The sequence below is a fragment of the Rhodovulum sulfidophilum DSM 1374 genome (genome assembly GCF_001633165.1).
GTDB classification, from domain to species: Bacteria; Pseudomonadota; Alphaproteobacteria; order Rhodobacterales; family Rhodobacteraceae; genus Rhodovulum; species Rhodovulum sulfidophilum.
Window position 1 is genome coordinate 1 of the sequence record NZ_CP015418.1, and the last position, 18,582, is coordinate 18,582.

The window sequence follows — 18,582 nt, forward strand, 5'->3', positions numbered from 1 at the left end:
GCCCCTCATCCCCGAAAGGACCCCCCATGCACCTCGTGCCCGACTGGCGCGGCGGCAAATTGCCTCCGCGCCGCCGACCTGCCGCTCGTGGTCGCTATCTGAAACGTACTGAGCACCTGGCCCTGATAGCCGAATGATCAGGAGGGGTTGAAGGGTGCGGCCTGTTGACGGGCCACTGCCTCTACCGTGTCGGGGTTGTTATCGATGACGGACAATAGCAGGCGCGCCGCCGGATCGGGCCTGCGCCGCCCCTGCTCCCAGTTGTTGATCGTGGCCGCGGGGATACCGAAGCGCTTTTCGAATGCAGCGGCAGATCGGGCCACCTTCTTGCGGATTTCCCTGATCCGAGACGGTGGCATGGGATCGACATTGCGGGCTTCGAGGCTAATCTCGCCACGTTTCCAGGCGCGGGCCTCCTCAAGTCCTTCCTTGAGGGCTTCGCCGAGATCAAAAGTCTCATCAGTCATCGTGGAGATCCTCCAGCATCTTGAGAATGGCCTTGCGCTGCGTGGTCGTGAGGTCGCTCTGTTCTTTCTTCATGTAGGCAGTAATCATGATCGCCACATCATCGTTCACCATCAGGAAATAGATCGCGCGTCCGCCTCCACTCTTCCCCTTGTTGCGCAGGCCGAAACGGATCTTGCGCACACCACGCAACCCCTGGATGACGTCACCAGCTTCAGGGTTCGTCGCGATCATCTGCTCGACAGCCTCGGCCTCCGCTTCCGTTGCCCGAATGCGCTTGAGGTCTTTCAGGTAGCGTTTGGTGCGAACAATCTTCATGCCCAGATAAATACGCCATTGGCGTAATTTCGGCAACCCGAAAATTGCGCCAATGGCGTATAATTTCAACCGCAGGAGACCAAAATGCACCTCGTGCCCCACTGGCGCGCGCTGATCCGGCGCGCCTGGTCGATCCGTCTCATCCTGCTCGCGGGCCTGCTGTCAGGGCTCGAGGCCGGGCTCTCGCTGGCCTCGCCCGATCTGCTGGGGATCCCGCGCGGGCTCTTCGCCGGGCTCTCGGCGCTGGTCACCGCGGCCGCCTTCGCTGCCCGGTTGATCGCCCAGAGGATGGAGTAAGCCGATGCGCAGTATCCTGAAGCGCGGCGCCGCCGCCACCGCCCTCGCGCTCAGCTTCATCGGCGGCAATGAGGGCCTGAAGACAGAGGCCTATCTCGACATCGTCGGCGTGCCGACCGTCTGCTTCGGCGAAACCCGCGATGTGGAGATCGGCGACAGCTACACGCCCGCGGAGTGCCGGGCGATGTTCGCAGGGCGGCTCGCGGAGTTCGAGGCCGGGCTCGACCGGCTGATCGCGGATCCCCTCGAGGCCCGGATCCCCGACCGCACCTATGTCGCGATCCTCGACTGGGCCTATAATGTGGGCCTCGGCGCGGCCGCGCGCTCGACGCTGATCCGCAAGCTCAACGCGGGCGATCTGCGCGGCGCCTGCAATGAGCTTCCGCGCTGGCGCTTTGCGGGCGGCAAGGGCATTCGCGGCCTCCTGATCCGCCGCAACAAGGCCCGCCAGCTCTGCCATGAGGGGCTCGACGGGATCCCGGCCGAGGTGCCGTTCCGCTGGGGCGGCGCATGAGGGTGCTCCTCGCGGCGCTGCTGCTGGCCGGATGCGGTGGGCTGCCGGTGCCGCTCGGCCCCAACGTCGCCGCGAATGTCCAGGCCGGGGCCGAAAACGTGCAGGGCCAGAAGGTCGAGAACGCGCCCAGCATCGTCCGGCCCCGCGCCCGCGAGATCCGCCAGGAGCAATCCGAGAACCGCCTCCGCGCCGACCGCGTCGACACCGTCATCGTCAATGTCATTCCGCCCTGGATCGTGCTGGTCGCGCTGATCGGATGGATCGCCCCCTCGCCGGGCGAGATCGGGCGGCGGATCGGGCGGCGGATCGGCGAAGCGGTCACGCGCCGCCGGGCCTGAGAGTTCCCCCCGCTTTCGGGCGGGGGCAAGGCGGTGTTGCAGCACCGCCTCACCACGCAGCCTGCGTCAACAGAAACTGCGCCGACACCCGAGAGGGAATCTGTCGCCCGGCTCTCGCGAGAGCGGGCGGACCTAGAACAGGTTCCTGACATGAACGAAATGCGAAAAACCGTCCCCGCAACCCCCGTCGCCCCCTGGATGGGCGGCAAGAAGGCCCTGCACCGGCGGATCATCGAGCGGATCGAGGCGATCCCGCACCGCACCTATGTCGAGCCCTTCCTCGGCATGGGCGGGGTCTTCCTGCGCCGAAGCTGGCGCCCGCGTCTGGAGGTGGCGAACGATCTGAACGGCGAGATCACCAATCTCTTCCGCGTGCTGCAGCGCCATTATCCGCAGCTGATGGAGGTGATGCGGTTCCAGATCACCTCGCGCCGCGAATTCGAGCGGCTCCGCGCCTGCGATCCGGCCACGCTGACCGATCTGGAACGCGCCGCGCGCTTCCTCTACCTGCAGCGGCTGGCCTTCGGCGGGCAGCTCGGCGGGGTTTTCGCCGTGCAGCCTGGCTGCGGGCCACGCTTCAGCCTGGCCCGGATCGGCCCGCTGTTGGACGCCGCCCATGCCCGGCTCGACGGCGTGGTCTTCGAGAACCTGCCCTGGCAGGAGGTGCTGGCGCGCTATGACGGCCCGCAGGCGCTGTTCTATCTCGATCCGCCCTATTGGGGCGGCGAGGACGATTACGGCAAGGGGCTCTTCGACCGCGACCAGTTCGCCGAGCTGGCCGAGCGCCTGGCCAGGATCGAGGGCGCCTTCGTGCTGTCGATCAACGACCGGCCCGAGATCCGCGATCTGTTCGGTGCCTTCCTGATCGAGGAGGTGCGGCTGACTTACTCGGTCTCGAAGAGCGGCGCGACCGCCGCGCGGGAGTTGATCATCGCCAATCGCGAGGTCAGGGTGGGGCTCGTATGAGTTCCCCCGGCCCGGTCGACGTTTAACCGGATCTTGGGGGCGCCCGGTAAAAGGTCTGCCCCATGCGCCGTCTCCTGTCCCTGCTTCTGCTGAGCCTGACGCTCCTGACCTGCGCGCCGGTCGCGCAGGCGCCGCAGAGCGTTGCACCGGCCGTGCCCTATGAGCGCGCGGCCTTCGGCTCGGGCTGGACCGATCCCGACGGCGACTGTCTCGACACCCGGGCCGAGCTGCTGGCGGCTCTCTCCACCGTGCCGGTGCGGCTCGCGCCCTCGGGCTGCTCGGTGCGCCACGGCCGCTGGTTTGCGCCCTATACCGGGCAGGTGGTCACCGAGGCGGGCGATCTCGACATCGATCACATCGTGCCGCTGCGCTATGCGTGGGGCCATGGTGCCGCCAGTTGGTCGGCCCAGAAGCGCGCCCGCTTCGCCCGCGATCCCGTCAACCTGCTGCCCGTCAGCGCCTCGGCGAACCGCTCGAAAGGCGCGCGCGGGCCGCTGGACTGGTTGCCGCCCGATCCGGGGTTCCGCTGTCAGTATGTGCTGCGGTTCAGGCGGATCGCCGCGAGCTACGGCCTGGTGCAGTCCGCCGCCGAGGAGCGGGAACTGGTCGCGCTGACCGGGCGGCTGTGTGGGACGTAAGGGCGGATTGTGTTGAAAAACTCCGGCCGCGGTTGAGAGGTCGCCTGAGTTTGGAACGCCGTTCTTCACAGGGGCAGCAAAGGTCCATTTACGAGGCAGGATCGCAGAAAAGCGGAACCATGTCCCGTGAGCTTGTGCTCCGCGGCCCCGCAAGCGAGTTTTTCAAGAGTATGGGCGGAGAGCGGTCGTTCGTGGTATTCGCAAGCCGCCCCCTGAACTTCCCCAGAGCGGACCATGACCACCGCAATCGCCGGGTCGCAATGCCGGATGATGGCACCGCGCGTCGAGCGACTGCTCAAATCAAGAAAACTGAATTATACACCCAAGGGACTCGGGTCACGGCTTGATGAAAGCTCAGTTGCCAGTCAAGGAGCTACCAGCGCCACTGATCCACCACTGTACGACGCTCCCCGTCAAGCTGCCGACGACACCAAGTGCGAGGGCCACCGAAACATAAATGGCAATCACCATTGGGCTGGTCTTTCTCGTCTGCAACTTAACAAAAGCTGAAAATCCCTGCAGGCCATTTTGGCCATTGCGTTCAAACTTTTTGCGCCAGTGATAGACCACCATCCCGTTCTCCAAGCCTTCGGGAACATAGTCTTTCCAAATCTCAGTTTCGAGCAAGCGGCTTTTATGCCACTCGGAATGGGACGATGTGATCGACGAAGTCACGGGGACCACGGCCAAGAACACAATGCGAGATACATGGGCGAGGCCATGCTTGGCGGCGTCTGCTAATGCTTCGATTGATGTCGGCAGAGTGCGTGCTTCATTTAAACGACAATCGATATACTCAATTTCTTCAAAGCCGCTAGTCCAAGCTCGGTCCTTCGGCTTGATGGCGGTCACAAATGGCCTTATATCCTGTATCGGCGGCAGGAGGCGAAGGCGGAAGTAACCGCATTCTGCCTCGCCCACGCACTGTCTCCCGAGGGCACCCAACGCCTGTGCGGTGATCGAGATTAAAGTGCCCCCATCTTTCTCCAAGACTTGGAGCTCGTCGCGGTCGATTAAGTCGTTTTCGACCGAGAAAAGATGAACGTGACAATAGGTTTCGACACCAACCTTAAGCTCTACTGACTTACCGTTTGGCTTGCTTGTCGACGACAGAGTTTCGTTGAAAATACCCTGAGCAAGGCCAGTAGATAAAAACTCGGGCCCGAGGTCTTTAATGTCCTTATGGCCCAGAGGAAAGGGGACGAAAATTCGAATCACCGACAACGCAGAGGGATTTCTTGGCATCACTCCAATTTCGACGAAATCGCGGCGATTTTTTGCTGAGAAATGCCAAAGGTTTACATGAAACTCAGTCGTGACTTCTGCGTCGGCGGCAGCAAGTTCGCACCAGAATGCCACCGATCTGTTTTCAGACATCGGGTTCGACCTCTTGGAGGGAGCTCAAGACGCGGGTTAACTCGGGGTCATCGCCGCCGTTCACAAAATAAATAGGTATACTCAAATTATCTGAGATGTCACGTGCGGCTGCAATCGCAACGCGCTGCTGTTTGGTTAGAAAGTCAACGCTTCGATCAGGTCGTAGTCGCCTTGCATCGCGCTCCCGATTTCGGCGAATCCTTCGAGGCTCATCTTTGATAAAAACCATGAAGTCGGGGTCAATCTTCCGGAAGACGTCTGAACTAACATGGGCCAACCCGTCAGGGGTATCAATGATTACATGTGCGTCCAAGATGACTAGGGTCGTATCAGGATCAATGCATCGGTTGAATGCTTCGATCAGGGCAGCTTGGTTGTCGTCGATGCAGCGAGCGCGAAGGTCGTCTTGGGGTGTTGGCTGTTCCTCCTTCTGCGCGAGCGATTCCCGAATGAGAGTGCTTGCAGAAAGAATTTGCATCGGTATGGCTGCGCGCACTTTGTTAAGTAGCCATGTCTTTCCAACTCCGGAGATGCCAACGACGATGCCAACTCTTTGCCTCATAGCGAAAAACCGAAGTTGCACCGATCCAAGGCTTCGTGAAGTCGCACCCCACTTAGCTCGATAATGGATCGTGGCGGGTGGCCCGAAAAAATCCCGGCATCTTGCAGTTCGTCGAGCGAGATGGGTGGGTCAATATAACCAACGAGCAAGTAGTTGATGACCTTTACCGGGCGATCGGATGTTGCTTTATAGCCCTCTAGCTCCTTTTCGCTGTAAACGGATCGCCCTCCGGTCAGCTTCATAAGATCTTTGGTTGACGTCGCAAATGAGACATCATCGAGAACACCCACCGCTGTCAGTGCTTGTGATGGATTTTCAATAGATTTTCCTTTGTAAAAGAACAATACGGATCCGGGCGGTCCAAGGTTCGATGGTGCGCGACAGAGGTAAACCTTGCGGATGGTGTTGCCTGGTCGTCTTGGACCTGCGCCATGCATAGTATCGCGAAACATGTCAGGCTGACGCGCATTCCTGAGATCCGGATACAGAACGTCATGGTAGTCTTCTTTGATCGGGATGACAAAACCACGCACACCTGTATCGGCGACAAAGCGTGGATAGCTTTTCCGATCTATTTCATAGACTGAGGTGCCATCGATACGTGTCAGTCGTGTATTCGAGAAACAGCGCTCGAGAACAAGTTCGCCATCTAAACCTTTGGTGCCGGATTTCTCGAAGCCATAAAACTCCAAAAGAGCGATCAGTGCGTCTTGATCAGGGTAAGCCGTCAGATAAGCTAGATCATAACCATTCTTTTGAGCAAACCACAGTACCTTCTTGAGTAACAACTCTCCGAGTTTTACGCCCCTTTTTTCTGGGCCGACCTTAAATGTACAGATTTTCAATATTTTTTGCGCTTTGTGTATCGCGTCGGTGTTGGCTCCGGTTTCATCCTTGCGGACGATCAAGCCAGCAATTTCGTCATTGTCATAGACGACCCAGCACGAGCGTCGTTCTGCCACACATTTCGTCTTCCACCAGTTATTAAATTCAGGATACCCCTCGCGAAGGCTGTCGAAAAAGTTGTCGGTAATCGGTATCGTGTGAGCAGAAACGTCCGCCACATGTCGGATGGGTACGGCGCGTGGTTCATACGTCGTTATGAGAAGTTGAGCCGCATCTGCTATAAACAACACACGGTTTGCGAGGTCCGGTGCGTATTTTTGGGCGCGTTCATGCAGCCCCTGATCTTCCGTTACAAGAAAATCCGAGGCATTGATGTACAGCGCGTGGAGTAAGGTGGCGTCGACCTCATCATTGTGTTTTCGGATCCTGCCGAAGGCCCGCTGTAGATCTTCTTTGGTGACGCCCTTGACCTTTTCAAGGATTTGGAATTTGTCGACCTTGCTCAGCGAAATCGCACGGCGCGCGGCATCCTTGTCGCGATTGATGTCATCGCGCGCGGCTTCATGTACCAGAACATCGACTTTGTGCTTCGCAGCTAACTGAGAGAACTTGGCATAGGCGGGCTTGACGGTGTGATTGTCTTCAAGGCCGATGATGATGTTCGTATCAATGAGATACGACTGCGTGCTCATTTTTAAGGGCCTTTCTTAAATCACGTTTCGCATACAAGAATGACTGGGGTGGCTCAAAGCCAAATCGCTCTCTAAGATAGGCAAGACCCAACGGTGTTTCGAATGGCCGAACATTCGCAAACTCCAGCGCGAAACCTTCGTGCAAGCCTTCAAAGTAACGGTCAAATTCCGGGCGCTCGATGAACGCTACATCCGCGTAGCGTCGCCAAATTTCATCGATGGGAAGTTTCCTCACAGATGAGATTTCCGCTACGCCAACCATCGCACGTTCAGGAGACGTCGAATAAATGTAGGCAATTGTACCTTCCGGTGCAGCCGCGGGAAACTTGCGCCGAAGCTCAACAGTCTTTTCGCCAGACATGATACGGCTACTAAATTTCGGGCGGATACTAAGTACGACGTCCCTGTGAGGTCGGAACTGCTCTTCCGCGAAAATCGGAAGTACTAATTGGTCTTCCTGGTCAAGCTCGACGTCAAATGCCTCGCGCACACGCAGACACAACGAGCTACCCGCATCAAAGGCTGCGCTCACCTGAAGTGTTCCGCCAAGGGCTTCCACATATTTTTGGATCGTGCATAGCTGCATGTCGGCTCGGCCCTTCTCGAACTTTGATATCGAAGCCTGTCCAATGTTGAGGAGTTCGGCCATTTCGACTTGCGTCAAACCTGAGAGCTTCCGGATCTCTTTGAGAGCCTCACCAATCCTCAGAGATTGCTCATCCAAGCTTGATGCTCGAACCTCTACGACCTTGCCCTCTAGTTTGCCCATTCCACTCACCTCTCATTTTCTCCCGCTGGTAGCAGTCTCCGGTATTCCTCACAAGGAATATATGGGGATGTGACTAGATCATTGTGGACGATATCTGCTCTTGCCAAGCCGCTGCACAGCGCTGGTTTCTGGACGCATTGACCGCCGTGGGCCGCCTGCGTCGGTGGTTGAGAAGTGTTTCATATACCAAAGCGGATGTCGGCCCCTTCTAGTCGTCAACGGGTGAGATAGCGGGGGTCTAATGGCCGCGGCCGGCAGGGGGCGCGACTACGGACCGACTCCCGTCCCTGAAGGCTCCCAGCAAAGAGCCGCGAGACGGCGGTCACATCGACCGACGCGGAGCCCGATGGTGAAGTCAAATCGCTTGTCCGCTTGGTACGCTCTCCGGACCTTGGCGGCTCCAGGGTATGCCGCAGCGGGGATGAACGGCCGCTTCCGCGATCCGCTGCCGGATCGGGCTTGGGCGACCGAACGGCGGCTATCGGCAGGGAGCGCCCGAGCGGGCGCCGAGGCGCTCCGGCGCCATGCTGCACCGTCGCAGCTCCGCTCCGAGCCCGAAACGGACCAGAGCGCGCCAGACCGTTTTTGCACGCGCAGCGACGCGCTCAGCGTAGCGACCGGCCCAGACCTGCCGTTCGACGGGCGGGCCGTCGCCGCATTGCAGCTTTCCCGAACCGGCCTTTCGTAAAATCGTGCAGCATCGGCCGAGAAGCTATACCTCATTGCAGGAACTGAGCAAACATGCATAGCATCTATCGCGCCACCATAGGCCCAGAAAAAGTACCTTAGAAGGAGCCCCTTTCATGCCCGCCGAGCGAACACATATTATATGGGATAATTCGAATATTTTCATTTCTGGAAGGTCCGTTTGCGACAATCTAGAAAGAAAGCCAGGGGCGTTCCGGGTCAATTTTGAATCTTTGGTGGATCTGGCTGTTAACAACCGACCTGTTGAGCAGGTTTTTTGCGTTGGATCGGTGCCGCCGCCGACTGATGCCGTTTGGGGCCACATCGAGAAGAAGACAGGGAAAGCACCGGAGTTATATGAAAGAGGTGCCAATTCCGGAAAAGAACAGGCTGTAGACCAAGCGCTGCAAACTAGAATGTTGCGACTAGGATATGACTTCACCCCTCCTGAAACGCTCGTGCTACTTAGTGGAGATGGTAGCGGACACGAACAAGGTGTAGGATTTTTTGCAGATATTCAGAGATTACATCGGATTGGATGGAATATTGAAGTCATTTCCTGGAAAGATCATTGCAACAGAGCCATGAAAACTTGGGCCGAAGAAAACGGCTTATTTGTTCCGCTAGATGACTTTTATGCCTCTGTGACATTTCTACAAGGACTCAGGAGTTCAAGTGTGCTCGATCTGTCGAAGCGACCAGTGAATACTTGAGCGAAATAATAAGTGCAAAAGTGGGCCGGCGTTTTGTCTCGACTATTTAAACTGGCGTCCAAGCGGCAATGCGACCCTGCCGATATTTGGACGGTTTTTCCACAAGTCGGCCACTATTTTTGCCGGGAGCATCTGCGCTCCCGGCCCTTACTTGACATCCGCCCGCTCGGCAGTTGGTGCGGAGCGGAACGTCGCTCTGGTCTTTTCCCTTGGACTGCATGTAATGTTCATTTCGGATTGATGAGCGCAAGACAAGGTGAGCTTCAACTTGCGTTGGCTATGGTTCAGCTTTGCAGACTTCGCCTTTACGCTCTGATGGCGAAAAAGCAGATTATCGAGGTGAAAATTCCAAATGAGTGTGGCTGACAACTTCAAATCGTTTCGGAAAATATACCTAATACCCACAGAAAAGATCTCAAGCATTTCATATCGCTACAAGAGAATAACAAGACAACTAAATAAGGACTTCTGGGGGACAGATTCAGAAACTTCACACAGTCTTTATATTGGCTCTTTTGGGCGAGATACCGCCACAAACGGGGTTAGTGACATCGACATGTCATTTACCCTACCAGCCAGCCTCTACCATCAATACAATGCACATTCGGGAAACGGCCAATCCACCCTGCTTCAGAAAGTGAAAAATTCTCTCAACAGGACTTACTCAAACTCTTACACGGGCGCTGATGGCCAGGTGGTGGCGCTAAATTTTACTGATAGTATAAAGTTTGAAATACTACCGGTTTTTTTGAATAAAGATGGAAAATCATTCACCTTCGCCGACACAAACGGTGGTGGGACTTGGAGGGTCTGCAACCCCCGTGCAGAGATGGAAGACTTCGCAATTAGAAATAGCGCGACGGCAAACGGAAACTTGAAAGCAATTTGCAGAATGGCGAGAATTTGGCGAGACAAACATAACGTACCAATGAGCGGAATGTTGATCGATACGCTGGCATACCACTGGATTCTCGGATGGAAATACAGAGATAAATCTTTCCTTTACCATGATTTTTTGGTGCGTGATTTTATGAAGCACCTCTCGGAAATCGACGCAAGCAAGAAGTATTGGCGCGCACCTGGAAGTGGTTCTTATGTCTGGAAACGAGGAAATTTCCAAGCAAAAGCTAAGGTCGCGTATGAGAAGGCGCTGGATGCCATTAAGTATGATGCCGACAAGCCTTACACGGCAGCAAACAAGTGGAGAGAAATTTTTGGATCAAAATACCCAACTCCCTGAGAGCAACGTCTTGGAGAACCAGCTTCGTGAGTGCTTTGCAAGGGTCGTTTACTCACATAAGACACACGAAAAGCAGGCGGACATTACATCTACTCAGCTTATGCGCTTCAAAATGACGCAAATAGCGCTGTCTGCGCTAACCTCCTCCGGTGCGCTTGCCATCTTGTTTGCCGAAAATTTTTACCTCAAGTGCGCGACAGCAGCGATTTCTTTAATCTCTCTTTTTGTAGCAGGATATATGAAAGGTTTTGATCCGGGGGCAGTCGCTCAGAAGCATCGTGATACTGCGGCTGACTTGTGGTCTATTCGCGAGTCCTACCTGTCTCTTCTCACAGACTGCGCCAATGGAACGGTTGATCGAGAAAACGCCTGCATAAAGAGAGATCAACTGCAAGCGGAGTTGGCAGCAATCTACAAATCGGCTCCAGGAACGACGCCAAAATCCTATTTGTCGGCACAAGAGGCCCTTCAGACCTTAGAAGACTACACGTTTAACCCCGGAGAAATCGACAAGTTCCTGCCTCCTGCGTTGAAGCGTGACAACGGTAAGTAGCGCTACGAGTGCCCGCTTCTGTGCCGTCCTTCTCGCCATTTCGTAGCTGCGGCGAAAGTCCGGAATCTGCCGATACTGTTGAAAAACTCGCTTGCGGGGCCGCGGAGCACAAGCTCACGGGGCAATTGTTCCGCTTTTCTGCGATCCCGCCTCGTAAATGGACCTTTGCTGCCCCTGTGAAGAACGGCGTTCCAAACTCAGACGACCTCTCAACCGCGGCCGGAGTTTTTCAACACAATCTGCCCTTACGGCAAGACCTCTCGCTCCTACGGCACAAATCGAGCCAGTGCAGCGAACGGCAGGCAACTGCCTTGATCTTTGGGCTGTCCTATCTCGGGGCACCCACCGGCCCAGGGACGCGGCGACAATGTGGATTTTGACGAATAGCTCTGTCACGCCCCCTCGGCCGGGCGGGAACTAGTCATCACGATTGTCCAGGTAGTCGTCTAGTTCAATGAGCAACTCGTCGTTGGTCTAATCGGGGCTTTTTCTTAATCTCGGCCGTACCTGAGTGCCAAGCACTCAGCGGCGGTCCCACCACAAGCTCGAACTGTCCAGTTCTCCGCCAGGCCACTCCACATCGTCGCACAAGCGGTAGAGGTTGGTATCTGGGTGGCCAATTAACGCGAAGGCCTCCGCCTCCGTGTCAGCCCGCACGTAGCCTTCGGGAGGGTTGGGCGTGGTGATGTCGGCGGCTATGCTGAAGACCCAGATCATATGGGGAGAGTCCTCCAGCGCCGTTAAGGAAGGGTTAAAGCGGGCGAGGATCGCTCTCCCAGCAACAAGGACGCGTCTGCAACATTCTCGCACCGTTCCCCATATGTCCGCCTATGGCTGAAACGAATTTGCGTTTGCTTTCAAAGCGTCTCGGCGGATTGCAAATCCGTGTACAGGAGTTCGATTCTCCTACTCGCCTCCATTTACTTTCAAGCACTTGGCTCGACCACCCGCTTGCGCGGGGCGCTCCGTTTACAGCGCCGTTTACAGTTTTGTTCACGCTACACCCCCTTTCGCATGGGCAAGTTTGATCAGAACGGCATCGGTTTCGTCGGGAGAAACACGGGCGTAATGCTCGATCACGTTCGCCGCGTAGCGGACCGACCAGCCCATGTGATTGGCGATCTCCGCGAGCGAGAGACCCGCATTCAACAGCCGCGTCGCGGCCGTCCCGCGCGCATCGTAAAGGCGCAGGTCATCGGACAGCTTCGCCTTGTCGCGCCACTGGCGGACGCCCTCGGATGCCCGGTGAGGCGTGAGGGCATTGCCTCTCGCGTTGGTCAGGATCAGCAGCCGACTGGCCGGGGTTGTGTCGATAATTTCGGCCAGCTCAGGCGTGATCGGGATATGGGCCAGCCGCTTGCGCTTGTTCGTCCTGACGCGCAGGCGACGGCCGAGAGGAGTCTGCTCGACATGGGCTTGGGTCAGCTTGATCAGGTCGGCCGGGCGCAGACCGGTCTCGCAGGCAGCGCAAAGAACGCGGCGCACCCATTCCGGGGCAACCGCGTTGAACGCGGCGCGGTCGGTCTGGGTCCAGACGATTTCCGAGCGGTCCACATCATAAAGCCGATGCAGCTTGTGACAGTAATGCTCGGTCAGCTTGCCCTCCTGCACCGCCCAATTCAGGATGCGGACAGCATGAGTGCCCGCCATGTCGTGCTGTTTGGGCGAGTGCTTCCAGAGTGCCCGCCAGGCATTCACTTCCCCGCGCGCGCCGCGCTCCTCGAAGATAACGGCAGGCGCGTCCTTGAAATGCTCGGCAAAGCGCAGCGCCCATTTGCGGATGTCCGCGCGGGACCTTTCGCCTTTGGGCATCGCGGTGCTGGACAGGAAGTCATCCACCATCCTGGGCGTCATGTAGTCGGCCGGTTGCGGTCGGGCGGCGGCGTCCGCGAAAGCCTGATAGAAGGCCGGATCGCGGGGCTTGCAGTATTCATCTTCCCAGAATTTCGGGCCTCCGCGCCACGCATAGAAGTGAAAACGGCTCTTGCCGTTCGCCAGCTTCCGCCGGACCCGGTGCACGCCTTTGGGCAGGTCAGCTTGCGGCACGGCCTGCCCTCCACTTTTCGAGCGGCGTCATGTCCGGCGTAGCGGTATCGCCCGCCGCCACGGCTGTAATCAGGAAGCGCTTTCCATCGTTGGTCTCCACAACGATGGAAACCTGATCATAGCCCGCAGCCTTCGCAGCTTCAAAAGCGGGTGTCAGGTCGGATTTTCGGATTGCGGCGGGACGGCGCTCCATCGTCATGCCTCCCCCAAACCGAGCGCGATCACGGCTATCTTGCCCGTGCGCGGGTCGATCTCGCCCCAACCCATCGGGATTTCGGCGCCGCAGCAGGCTTTGAGCACGCGCGCCACGTCTGCTTGGGTGAAGCTGTTCGGTTTGCAGGCCATGTGCAGTTCTCCTTGCTGCGTTTCTATGGCGGAGAGAGGGGAGCGCCGGTTGGAATGGGAGCGTTGGCGAGAGTTACGCCAGCGAGACCTTGTATTCGCTCCCGCCCCCGAGAGCCGCTTGGACATGGATACTATCGACTTTGGCCATCAGGCTTTGCCGCCTTCGAGCTCATCCAACTCCGGCAGGTTGATCTCGCGCGCGGCATCCAGAACCTTCTTGCGCGCCAGGCTGAGGTTATAGAGTTGGAGGGACAGGGTTTCGCGTTGATCGAAGCCTTGCTTCAAGTCCGCAACCGCGCGCTCGATCTCCGACTTGGTGCCACCGTGCCAGGTGACTGAGAAGTTGGGGCCTTTCGTGATCTCCTCGATATCGGCGCAGGTCCAGACTTCGCGAGCGATCCAGATCTCCTCTTCCCAGACATCGAAGAGCCCGCGCGGAGGGTTCAACCAGGGCTTCGGACCAGGGTTATGGAAGTCGAACGGGCGCTGGATTTCGCCATGCTCGACCCGGGCGAATCCATTGCCCACAAAGGATTTGACATCCTGCGCTTTCAAACCGCCGCGGGTCAGGTCGAAATAGACCCGCATGCGGAGTGCATCGGACAGGGTGAAATCGGCCCACGAAAACACCGCCTCGTCGTCGGGGAAGCCGAAATTATCACCTTGAGCGATGGGTAGAACGCCGCGACGGCGGCCCCCATCAAGCTCATTCCGCGTCCCCTCGGTGATTTTCAACAGATGGCTCTGGCGCATAGCTCTGGTCCCCCGCTTGCGTTTGCGAATATTGTTCGCAGACTATGGCAGTTCGCGCACGGTGTCCATATGCGAACTTTGTCCGCATCCTCCTCTGTCCGGTGCTTTGGCTACGCCGCAAACTGGCGGCAAGCGCCGGGCAGCCCGACGCGACGCGGCAGCGGTGCTCCACTCAAGTCACCGGATAGCCGTCAAGGCCGGTGCAGGCCCTCCAGATTGAAGCGATGACGCGGCAATCATAGGACTGCGCCGCCGCTTCAAATCCCTCTGCATCTAGGTTGCCAGGGCTAACGAGGCTCCACGCCAAAGCCGTCAGAGCGGCGATGCCCTCCAGCGATGCAGGCTTGAGTGCCAGCATCATATCTTCGGCATCGTTCTCACGAGCCTCAGCGGCCAACGATCTCGGATCGTCCCAGTTCTCATTACCTGGAAGATCGGCCAGTTCGCGCCACTCTCGGCGGGCGCTGAGCCATTCGCGGTAGAGCGTGACCAAAGGGTCGACTGCACTCGCTTGGTCCAACTGAGGCGCGTCAGCCAGGGCAACGCCAGAGCCAGGCAAGACCGCCAATGGGGCAGCGGCGAAGAAAGTCCGACGTTTCATGCCCTCGCCTCCATCAGGCGGAGGGTGTGCCGCAGGGCCGTGCGCAGATAGCTGCGGGCCTCGCGTTCGCTCTGGGTGTACCGGCCGGGCCGCTCCGTGGCGTCGAGCGCGAGGGCGAGACAGTCGTGGATCTCATAAAGGCGGGCAGCAGGCAAAGCCGTGACGGCTGCCGGAAACGGGTTCGGCATTCTGGGCTCCGTTGATATGCGGTGGCGGTTTCGCTACAGTGTCTTCACGATAGCAACAAAATCGCTACTGTAAAGCGAATTGCACACGGTGAAGCGAAAATGACACCCGCACAATGCCGAATGGCCAGATCCGGCCTGTCCATGGGGGTCCGTGAGTTAGCGGAGGCTGCAGGCGTTTCAACCAACACGATCACGCGCTTAGAGAAGGGCGAGGCGCTGAAACCACGAACGCTTGAGGCGATTCAATCGGCCCTTGAGTCCGCCGGTGTCGAGTTCATTCCCGAGAATGGCGGCGGACCAGGAGTGCGGCTTAGGAAATAGAAATCTGATCGGGTCCCACAAGTCAGATCGGGTAGCTATGCAGTCCACACGGGCCTGTCCCGCCAGTCGGTAGGAAACCCCATATTTGATCTATCCGCGTCTGATCTCTCCTCGATCAGCTCACGCAACCGGCTACGCAAAGTGCTATCCGTGCACTGCTGATCCATGAGATGAAGAAGAACCACAAAAACATTATAAATCCGATTGTCGTTCTGCCAATTTTGACCGTCGCACACCGCAACAAGGTCGCGTTTGAACCTTTTAATTTTAGGAAGCCGCTTGACTGTTCGGCGATTCCATAATCTTCCATGGTGCGCACAAATATTACGCACATATGATAGAACCTGCAGGGTGCCTTCGACGATCTCTTTGGTGGGCAAGCCCAAGTCATGCCCTACCTTCGACTTGATTGAATTGTCCTTTGTTGCTTGGAACCACTTTGAAAGCTCCCCAAGCGTCATCAATTCTGTAGCTGCCCAAAGCGGCGGAGAATAGGGGCTCGTGTATTTGCCCTTGTAGTGCACTATGAAGGTCTCTTCGGACTTATCCACTGCCCGAGCAAGACGGACGAGTTGTTCTGCGTGGCTCAACCCGTTGGAAAATAGTTCGTGATCTAGATGTGCATGGGGGCCGTAGGAATGCGACATATGGTAGGTCCAACGGGACCTCACATGAACCTCGACACGTTCAATCGCCTCAAGGACGATGACGCGCAATCTACGATCAAAGACATATAGGTCAGTTACTGAAGAAAACGCTGTGCCGATATTAAAAATTTTACTGCGCGCGTCCGCCCCTTCAGCAACCTTTTCGAATGGCAGCCAATAGGCGCTTAGCCTGTAGTACCCAACTGTCTCAAGCCATTTTTTGGCGGCGCCGTGATCATCAACACTCATGCCTCTCTTTATTAGAAGCTGAAGTTGCTCATCAATATTGGTAGGCCGCTTAGTGAACTGCAACGTCGAAAGCAGGTCCCTCAAATAAGTAACCCCCCGGTATTGAGCTCGGCGTATCCGCCGGAAGCCTGGGGGGTGTTGTTGCGAAGTTATCTACAGCAAGATGTACACCTTGTCAAGGTACACGGTTCCGTCCGGTCCTCGCCGCCCGCAGCATCAAACTCCACTTAGGGACGGCACACACCGCCCTTAGATCTGCACATCGGCTGCTCGAAGACAGGCCGGGGCGTTTCCGCACCCCGGCCCGATGCCCGCCGCGCCCTGACGAAAACCCAGGCCGCGGGCTGTCGGGGTTCTTCGCCCACCATGCGGGACACTCACCGACTTGCCCCAATCGCGTTTGCGGACCCCTCCCCGCCAGGTGCGATCACCCCTGCCGCGTCAGAGCCGCCGCACGCGGCTCTGAGCATCCTTTTGGGCGGATCGCCGGATCACGCGCCGGGGTTCTTGTACCAGGCACGGTGATCGACGAACCCGGCCCCGAAATCGAGGCGCACCTTGAACTCGCTGGCATCGGTCTCGAAGCCGTCGCGGGTGAAGATCTGCGGCCCCGAAGCCCCGTCCAGATAGGCGTGCTGCAACGCATCGGGACGGCCCGGCAGGGCGGCGATGTACCAGGCCGCCGGGTCCGTCAGGTTGGCATCGGCCAGAACCGTCAGCTTCTGCTGGAACGGGTTCACATCGTCGGCCGACGCGGCCGAGATTTCGGCCACCAGCCGTTCGGCCTGCGTTTCCAGCTCGGGCGGCACGATCAGAAGCGCGGGGTCCACCCGGATCGCCTCGCCCGCCAGCCCCTTCTGGCGACGCATCGCGGTGCGGGCGAGGGACAGCGAGCCGATGGAGAGGGCCGCGCCGGTCTCGGCCAGGTTGCCGTGATCGGCATGGAAGAGGGTCTTGCCATCCGACATGGCCGGACCCGCGCCGCCATTCGCCTCGAGGAGCCCGGCGAAGATGCGCGCCTCGGTGAGCGCCGCACCCTGACCGAACAGCCGCGAGCTCTGCTCGAAAGCACGGAGGTCATCGTTCACGATGGCCTGGCGGGTCAGGGTGAAGATCTTGCCATAGGTTTCCAGCACGAAGGCCTCGCCCGCGTCGGTGATCTGGCCTTGCCCGAACTCGCCGTTTTCCAGCACCTTCGCCAGTTCGACGCCGCCCGAGACGCGAACGGTGTTGATCGGCCGGAAATCCGGGGCCGAGACTTCGCGGGAGGCCTTCTTGATCTGCGACTCTGCGGCCTCGTAGGCCGCCAGCAGCACCTTGTTGGAGGCAATCGCCAAGGCCGTCTTGAAATCGTCGGCGCCCATCGCACCGCCCCACATCACGGCATGGCGCTGCCCCCGGAGGAAACTGCTGCCGGCCGACAGCCTCGCAAGGTCATCGAGCCGCATGTTCGCGAACTCCCGGCCGTGGGTCGGGACATGCCCGGACTGCATCCGCGCCAGAAGACCATCCGCCATCGCGTCGGCCCGAGACGGCGCTTCCTGACCGATGCCGATGGCGCAGGGGCGGATCGGCGGCTCGTTGCTGGCCATGAGCGCCATGGCCTCGTTCGCGGCGACCCGGGCGATTTCCTTGGTGATCGCCGCCGCGTCGGTCTCCGGCAGAGCGAGACCCGCCAGGCGAGATTGGACGGCTCATGGATCATCAGATGCGCCGCGCGGTGCATGGCAATCTCGGCCGCCCCCATCACCAGGAGCGACGCGGCAGACGCCGCCACGCCCAACACTTCCACCCGGACCTGCCCGTGCCGGTCGAGCTGGGCCAGGATCGCGGCCCCGTCCGAGGCAATCCCGCCATAGGAATTGACGGCGATCACCACCGGCACGCCCGCATTGTCGTCCAGGAAGGCGCCGATCCGGGGCGGGGTATTCTCGCCCTCGCCAATCGGCCCGTAGATATGAAGGGTTTCGGTCATTCTGATACCTGAGCTTTGGGGAGCTGTTGCGGTTGCGCCGAGGGAGCGGCGGCGAGGCAGCTGCTGCTCGGCCGCTGGCTCTTCGGATTGGCAAGCCGTCTCATGCCGCCACCTCGATTTCCGAGATATGCCGGAGGAACGCGGTCTGATCGCGCGGCGCCATCGCCTCGAAAGAGGCCAGCGCGAAGGCTTTCAGCTCGGCCCGGTTGGCGAGCGAGGCCCAGAACCGGGCTTCCTCCATCCCGCGCAGGAACGGGGGCATGGGCGCCCCGGCCGCGCGCAGCACTGTGGCCGCCGTCATTTCGGCCTGCTCGGGCTCCAGCGACCGCAACGCCGCATAGGCCAGCGAGGCCCGCTCGCGCGCCGTGAGCCGCACCATGGCCAGGAGGCGGAACCAGTCCCAGCCATCGAAGGACGCATAAGTCAGCGCATGGCCGAGAACCCGCGCCATCCGCTTATGCGCGGGCTTGATGTCTTTGGAG

The 18,582-nt window shown here is 58.7% G+C and carries 25 protein-coding genes, 1 tRNA gene and 1 pseudogene; 10 read left to right on the top strand and 17 right to left on the bottom strand.

Annotation, left to right across the window (positions count from 1 at the left end; all coding sequences use genetic code 11):
* Positions 1-137: 137 nt before the first annotated feature.
* On the bottom strand, positions 138-467 hold the full coding sequence (locus A6W98_RS00005) for a helix-turn-helix domain-containing protein (protein ID WP_042456261.1): 330 nt from the start codon (positions 465-467) through the stop codon (positions 138-140).
* Positions 460-873 carry a hypothetical protein gene (locus A6W98_RS00010; RefSeq protein ID WP_207759082.1) on the bottom strand — a complete coding sequence of 138 codons (414 nt, stop codon included), beginning with the start codon at positions 871-873 and terminating at the stop codon, positions 460-462. The genes A6W98_RS00005 and A6W98_RS00010 overlap by 8 nt, the downstream gene beginning before the upstream one ends.
* Here A6W98_RS00010 and A6W98_RS00015 point away from each other — a divergent pair.
* The 5 genes from A6W98_RS00015 (at position 868) to A6W98_RS00035 (ending at position 3,536) form a co-directional block, all read left to right on the top strand.
* Complete coding sequence (locus A6W98_RS00015; RefSeq protein ID WP_042456263.1) at positions 868-1,080, top strand: DUF7940 domain-containing protein; 213 nt, start codon at positions 868-870, stop codon at positions 1,078-1,080. The two genes, A6W98_RS00010 and A6W98_RS00015, sit on opposite strands and share 6 nt — an antisense overlap.
* 4 nt (positions 1,081-1,084) lie before the next feature.
* Positions 1,085-1,594 carry a lysozyme gene (locus A6W98_RS00020; RefSeq protein WP_063490858.1) on the top strand — a complete coding sequence of 170 codons (510 nt, stop codon included), beginning with the start codon at positions 1,085-1,087 and terminating at the stop codon, positions 1,592-1,594.
* Positions 1,591-1,932, top strand: a complete 342-nt coding sequence (locus A6W98_RS00025; RefSeq protein WP_063490859.1) for a bacteriophage spanin2 family protein — start codon at positions 1,591-1,593, stop codon at positions 1,930-1,932. Before A6W98_RS00020 ends, A6W98_RS00025 begins: the two co-directional genes overlap by 4 nt.
* A gap of 159 nt (positions 1,933-2,091) precedes the next feature.
* Positions 2,092-2,898, top strand: coding sequence for a DNA adenine methylase (locus A6W98_RS00030; protein ID WP_063490973.1), 807 nt, complete (start codon positions 2,092-2,094; stop codon positions 2,896-2,898).
* A 62-nt stretch (positions 2,899-2,960) separates the two neighbouring features.
* Complete coding sequence (locus A6W98_RS00035; RefSeq protein ID WP_081251711.1) at positions 2,961-3,536, top strand: HNH endonuclease family protein; 576 nt, start codon at positions 2,961-2,963, stop codon at positions 3,534-3,536.
* 354 nt (positions 3,537-3,890) lie between these two features.
* Here the strand turns inward: A6W98_RS00035 and A6W98_RS00040 are convergent, their stop codons facing one another.
* Genes A6W98_RS00040 through A6W98_RS00050 form a run of 4 tightly spaced genes read right to left on the bottom strand, consistent with a single transcriptional unit; the run spans position 3,891 to position 7,782 of the window.
* The gene (locus tag A6W98_RS00040; RefSeq protein WP_155734680.1) at positions 3,891-4,913 is read right to left on the bottom strand and encodes a hypothetical protein; all 1,023 of its coding nucleotides are present in this window, start codon (positions 4,911-4,913) and stop codon (positions 3,891-3,893) included.
* Entirely contained in the window at positions 4,906-5,475 is a 570-nt protein-coding gene (locus A6W98_RS20015) for an AAA family ATPase (protein ID WP_072071624.1), read from the bottom strand. Before A6W98_RS20015 ends, A6W98_RS00040 begins: the two co-directional genes overlap by 8 nt.
* Positions 5,472-7,013, bottom strand: a complete 1,542-nt coding sequence (locus A6W98_RS00045) for a GNAT family N-acetyltransferase (RefSeq protein WP_052677868.1) — start codon at positions 7,011-7,013, stop codon at positions 5,472-5,474. The genes A6W98_RS20015 and A6W98_RS00045 overlap by 4 nt, the downstream gene beginning before the upstream one ends.
* A complete protein-coding gene (locus A6W98_RS00050) occupies positions 6,988-7,782 on the bottom strand; it encodes a helix-turn-helix domain-containing protein (RefSeq protein WP_042456274.1) in 795 nt (264 codons plus the stop codon). The genes A6W98_RS00045 and A6W98_RS00050 overlap by 26 nt, the downstream gene beginning before the upstream one ends.
* An 803-nt stretch (positions 7,783-8,585) precedes the next feature.
* On the opposite strand from A6W98_RS00050, the gene A6W98_RS20020 reads away from it, so the two are divergent.
* The 3 genes from A6W98_RS20020 (at position 8,586) to A6W98_RS00060 (ending at position 10,975) form a co-directional block, all read left to right on the top strand.
* On the top strand, positions 8,586-9,182 hold the full coding sequence (locus tag A6W98_RS20020; RefSeq protein ID WP_072071625.1) for an NYN domain-containing protein: 597 nt from the start codon (positions 8,586-8,588) through the stop codon (positions 9,180-9,182).
* A gap of 352 nt (positions 9,183-9,534) precedes the next feature.
* Positions 9,535-10,422, top strand: coding sequence for an SMODS domain-containing nucleotidyltransferase (locus A6W98_RS00055; RefSeq protein WP_052677869.1), 888 nt, complete (start codon positions 9,535-9,537; stop codon positions 10,420-10,422).
* Positions 10,397-10,975, top strand: a complete 579-nt coding sequence (locus A6W98_RS00060) for an SLATT domain-containing protein (protein WP_052677870.1) — start codon at positions 10,397-10,399, stop codon at positions 10,973-10,975. The genes A6W98_RS00055 and A6W98_RS00060 overlap by 26 nt, the downstream gene beginning before the upstream one ends.
* Before the next feature lie 522 nt (positions 10,976-11,497).
* On the opposite strand, the gene A6W98_RS00065 is transcribed toward A6W98_RS00060, so the two are convergent.
* Complete coding sequence (locus A6W98_RS00065; protein ID WP_042456277.1) at positions 11,498-11,692, bottom strand: hypothetical protein; 195 nt, start codon at positions 11,690-11,692, stop codon at positions 11,498-11,500.
* Positions 11,693-11,807: 115 nt separating this feature from the next.
* On the opposite strand from A6W98_RS00065, the gene A6W98_RS20660 reads away from it, so the two are divergent.
* A tRNA-Cys gene (locus A6W98_RS20660) sits at positions 11,808-11,894 on the top strand.
* A 74-nt stretch (positions 11,895-11,968) separates the two neighbouring features.
* Here A6W98_RS20660 and A6W98_RS00070 read toward each other — a convergent pair.
* The 6 genes from A6W98_RS00070 to A6W98_RS00090 all read right to left on the bottom strand — a co-directional run bounded on the left by A6W98_RS00070 (position 11,969) and on the right by A6W98_RS00090 (position 14,908).
* Positions 11,969-13,021 (bottom strand): tyrosine-type recombinase/integrase, encoded by a 1,053-nt coding sequence (locus A6W98_RS00070; protein WP_231098317.1) that lies wholly within the window; start codon positions 13,019-13,021, stop codon positions 11,969-11,971.
* Positions 13,008-13,214, bottom strand: coding sequence for a hypothetical protein (locus tag A6W98_RS00075; protein WP_063490860.1), 207 nt, complete (start codon positions 13,212-13,214; stop codon positions 13,008-13,010). The genes A6W98_RS00070 and A6W98_RS00075 overlap by 14 nt, the downstream gene beginning before the upstream one ends.
* A gap of 2 nt (positions 13,215-13,216) precedes the next feature.
* Positions 13,217-13,366: a hypothetical protein gene (locus A6W98_RS20665; protein ID WP_155734681.1), complete on the bottom strand. Its 150-nt coding sequence runs from the start codon at positions 13,364-13,366 to the stop codon at positions 13,217-13,219.
* A gap of 147 nt (positions 13,367-13,513) precedes the next feature.
* Positions 13,514-14,119: a hypothetical protein gene (locus A6W98_RS00080; RefSeq protein ID WP_042456283.1), complete on the bottom strand. Its 606-nt coding sequence runs from the start codon at positions 14,117-14,119 to the stop codon at positions 13,514-13,516.
* A gap of 172 nt (positions 14,120-14,291) precedes the next feature.
* A complete protein-coding gene (locus A6W98_RS00085) occupies positions 14,292-14,720 on the bottom strand; it encodes a hypothetical protein (RefSeq protein WP_042456285.1) in 429 nt (142 codons plus the stop codon).
* A complete protein-coding gene (locus A6W98_RS00090; protein ID WP_042456288.1) occupies positions 14,717-14,908 on the bottom strand; it encodes a hypothetical protein in 192 nt (63 codons plus the stop codon). Before A6W98_RS00090 ends, A6W98_RS00085 begins: the two co-directional genes overlap by 4 nt.
* Positions 14,909-15,028: 120 nt before the next feature.
* Between A6W98_RS00090 and A6W98_RS20025 the strand changes: the two genes are divergently transcribed.
* A complete protein-coding gene (locus tag A6W98_RS20025; protein ID WP_072071626.1) occupies positions 15,029-15,229 on the top strand; it encodes a helix-turn-helix domain-containing protein in 201 nt (66 codons plus the stop codon).
* 35 nt (positions 15,230-15,264) lie between these two features.
* Here A6W98_RS20025 and A6W98_RS20030 read toward each other — a convergent pair whose 3' ends face one another.
* The 4 genes and pseudogenes from A6W98_RS20030 to A6W98_RS00100 form a co-directional block, all read right to left on the bottom strand.
* Complete coding sequence (locus tag A6W98_RS20030) at positions 15,265-16,125, bottom strand: Abi family protein (protein WP_207759083.1); 861 nt, start codon at positions 16,123-16,125, stop codon at positions 15,265-15,267.
* Positions 16,126-16,616: 491 nt separating this feature from the next.
* Positions 16,617-17,726 carry a phage major capsid protein gene (locus A6W98_RS00095; RefSeq protein ID WP_052677871.1) on the bottom strand — a complete coding sequence of 370 codons (1,110 nt, stop codon included), beginning with the start codon at positions 17,724-17,726 and terminating at the stop codon, positions 16,617-16,619.
* A 140-nt stretch (positions 17,727-17,866) separates the two neighbouring features.
* Positions 17,867-18,100, bottom strand: a pseudogene (locus A6W98_RS22245) (ATP-dependent Clp protease proteolytic subunit); the annotation flags it as partial.
* A 100-nt stretch (positions 18,101-18,200) separates the two neighbouring features.
* Positions 18,201-18,551, bottom strand: a complete 351-nt coding sequence (locus tag A6W98_RS00100; RefSeq protein ID WP_042456291.1) for a hypothetical protein — start codon at positions 18,549-18,551, stop codon at positions 18,201-18,203.
* Positions 18,552-18,582: the final 31 nt, after the last annotated feature.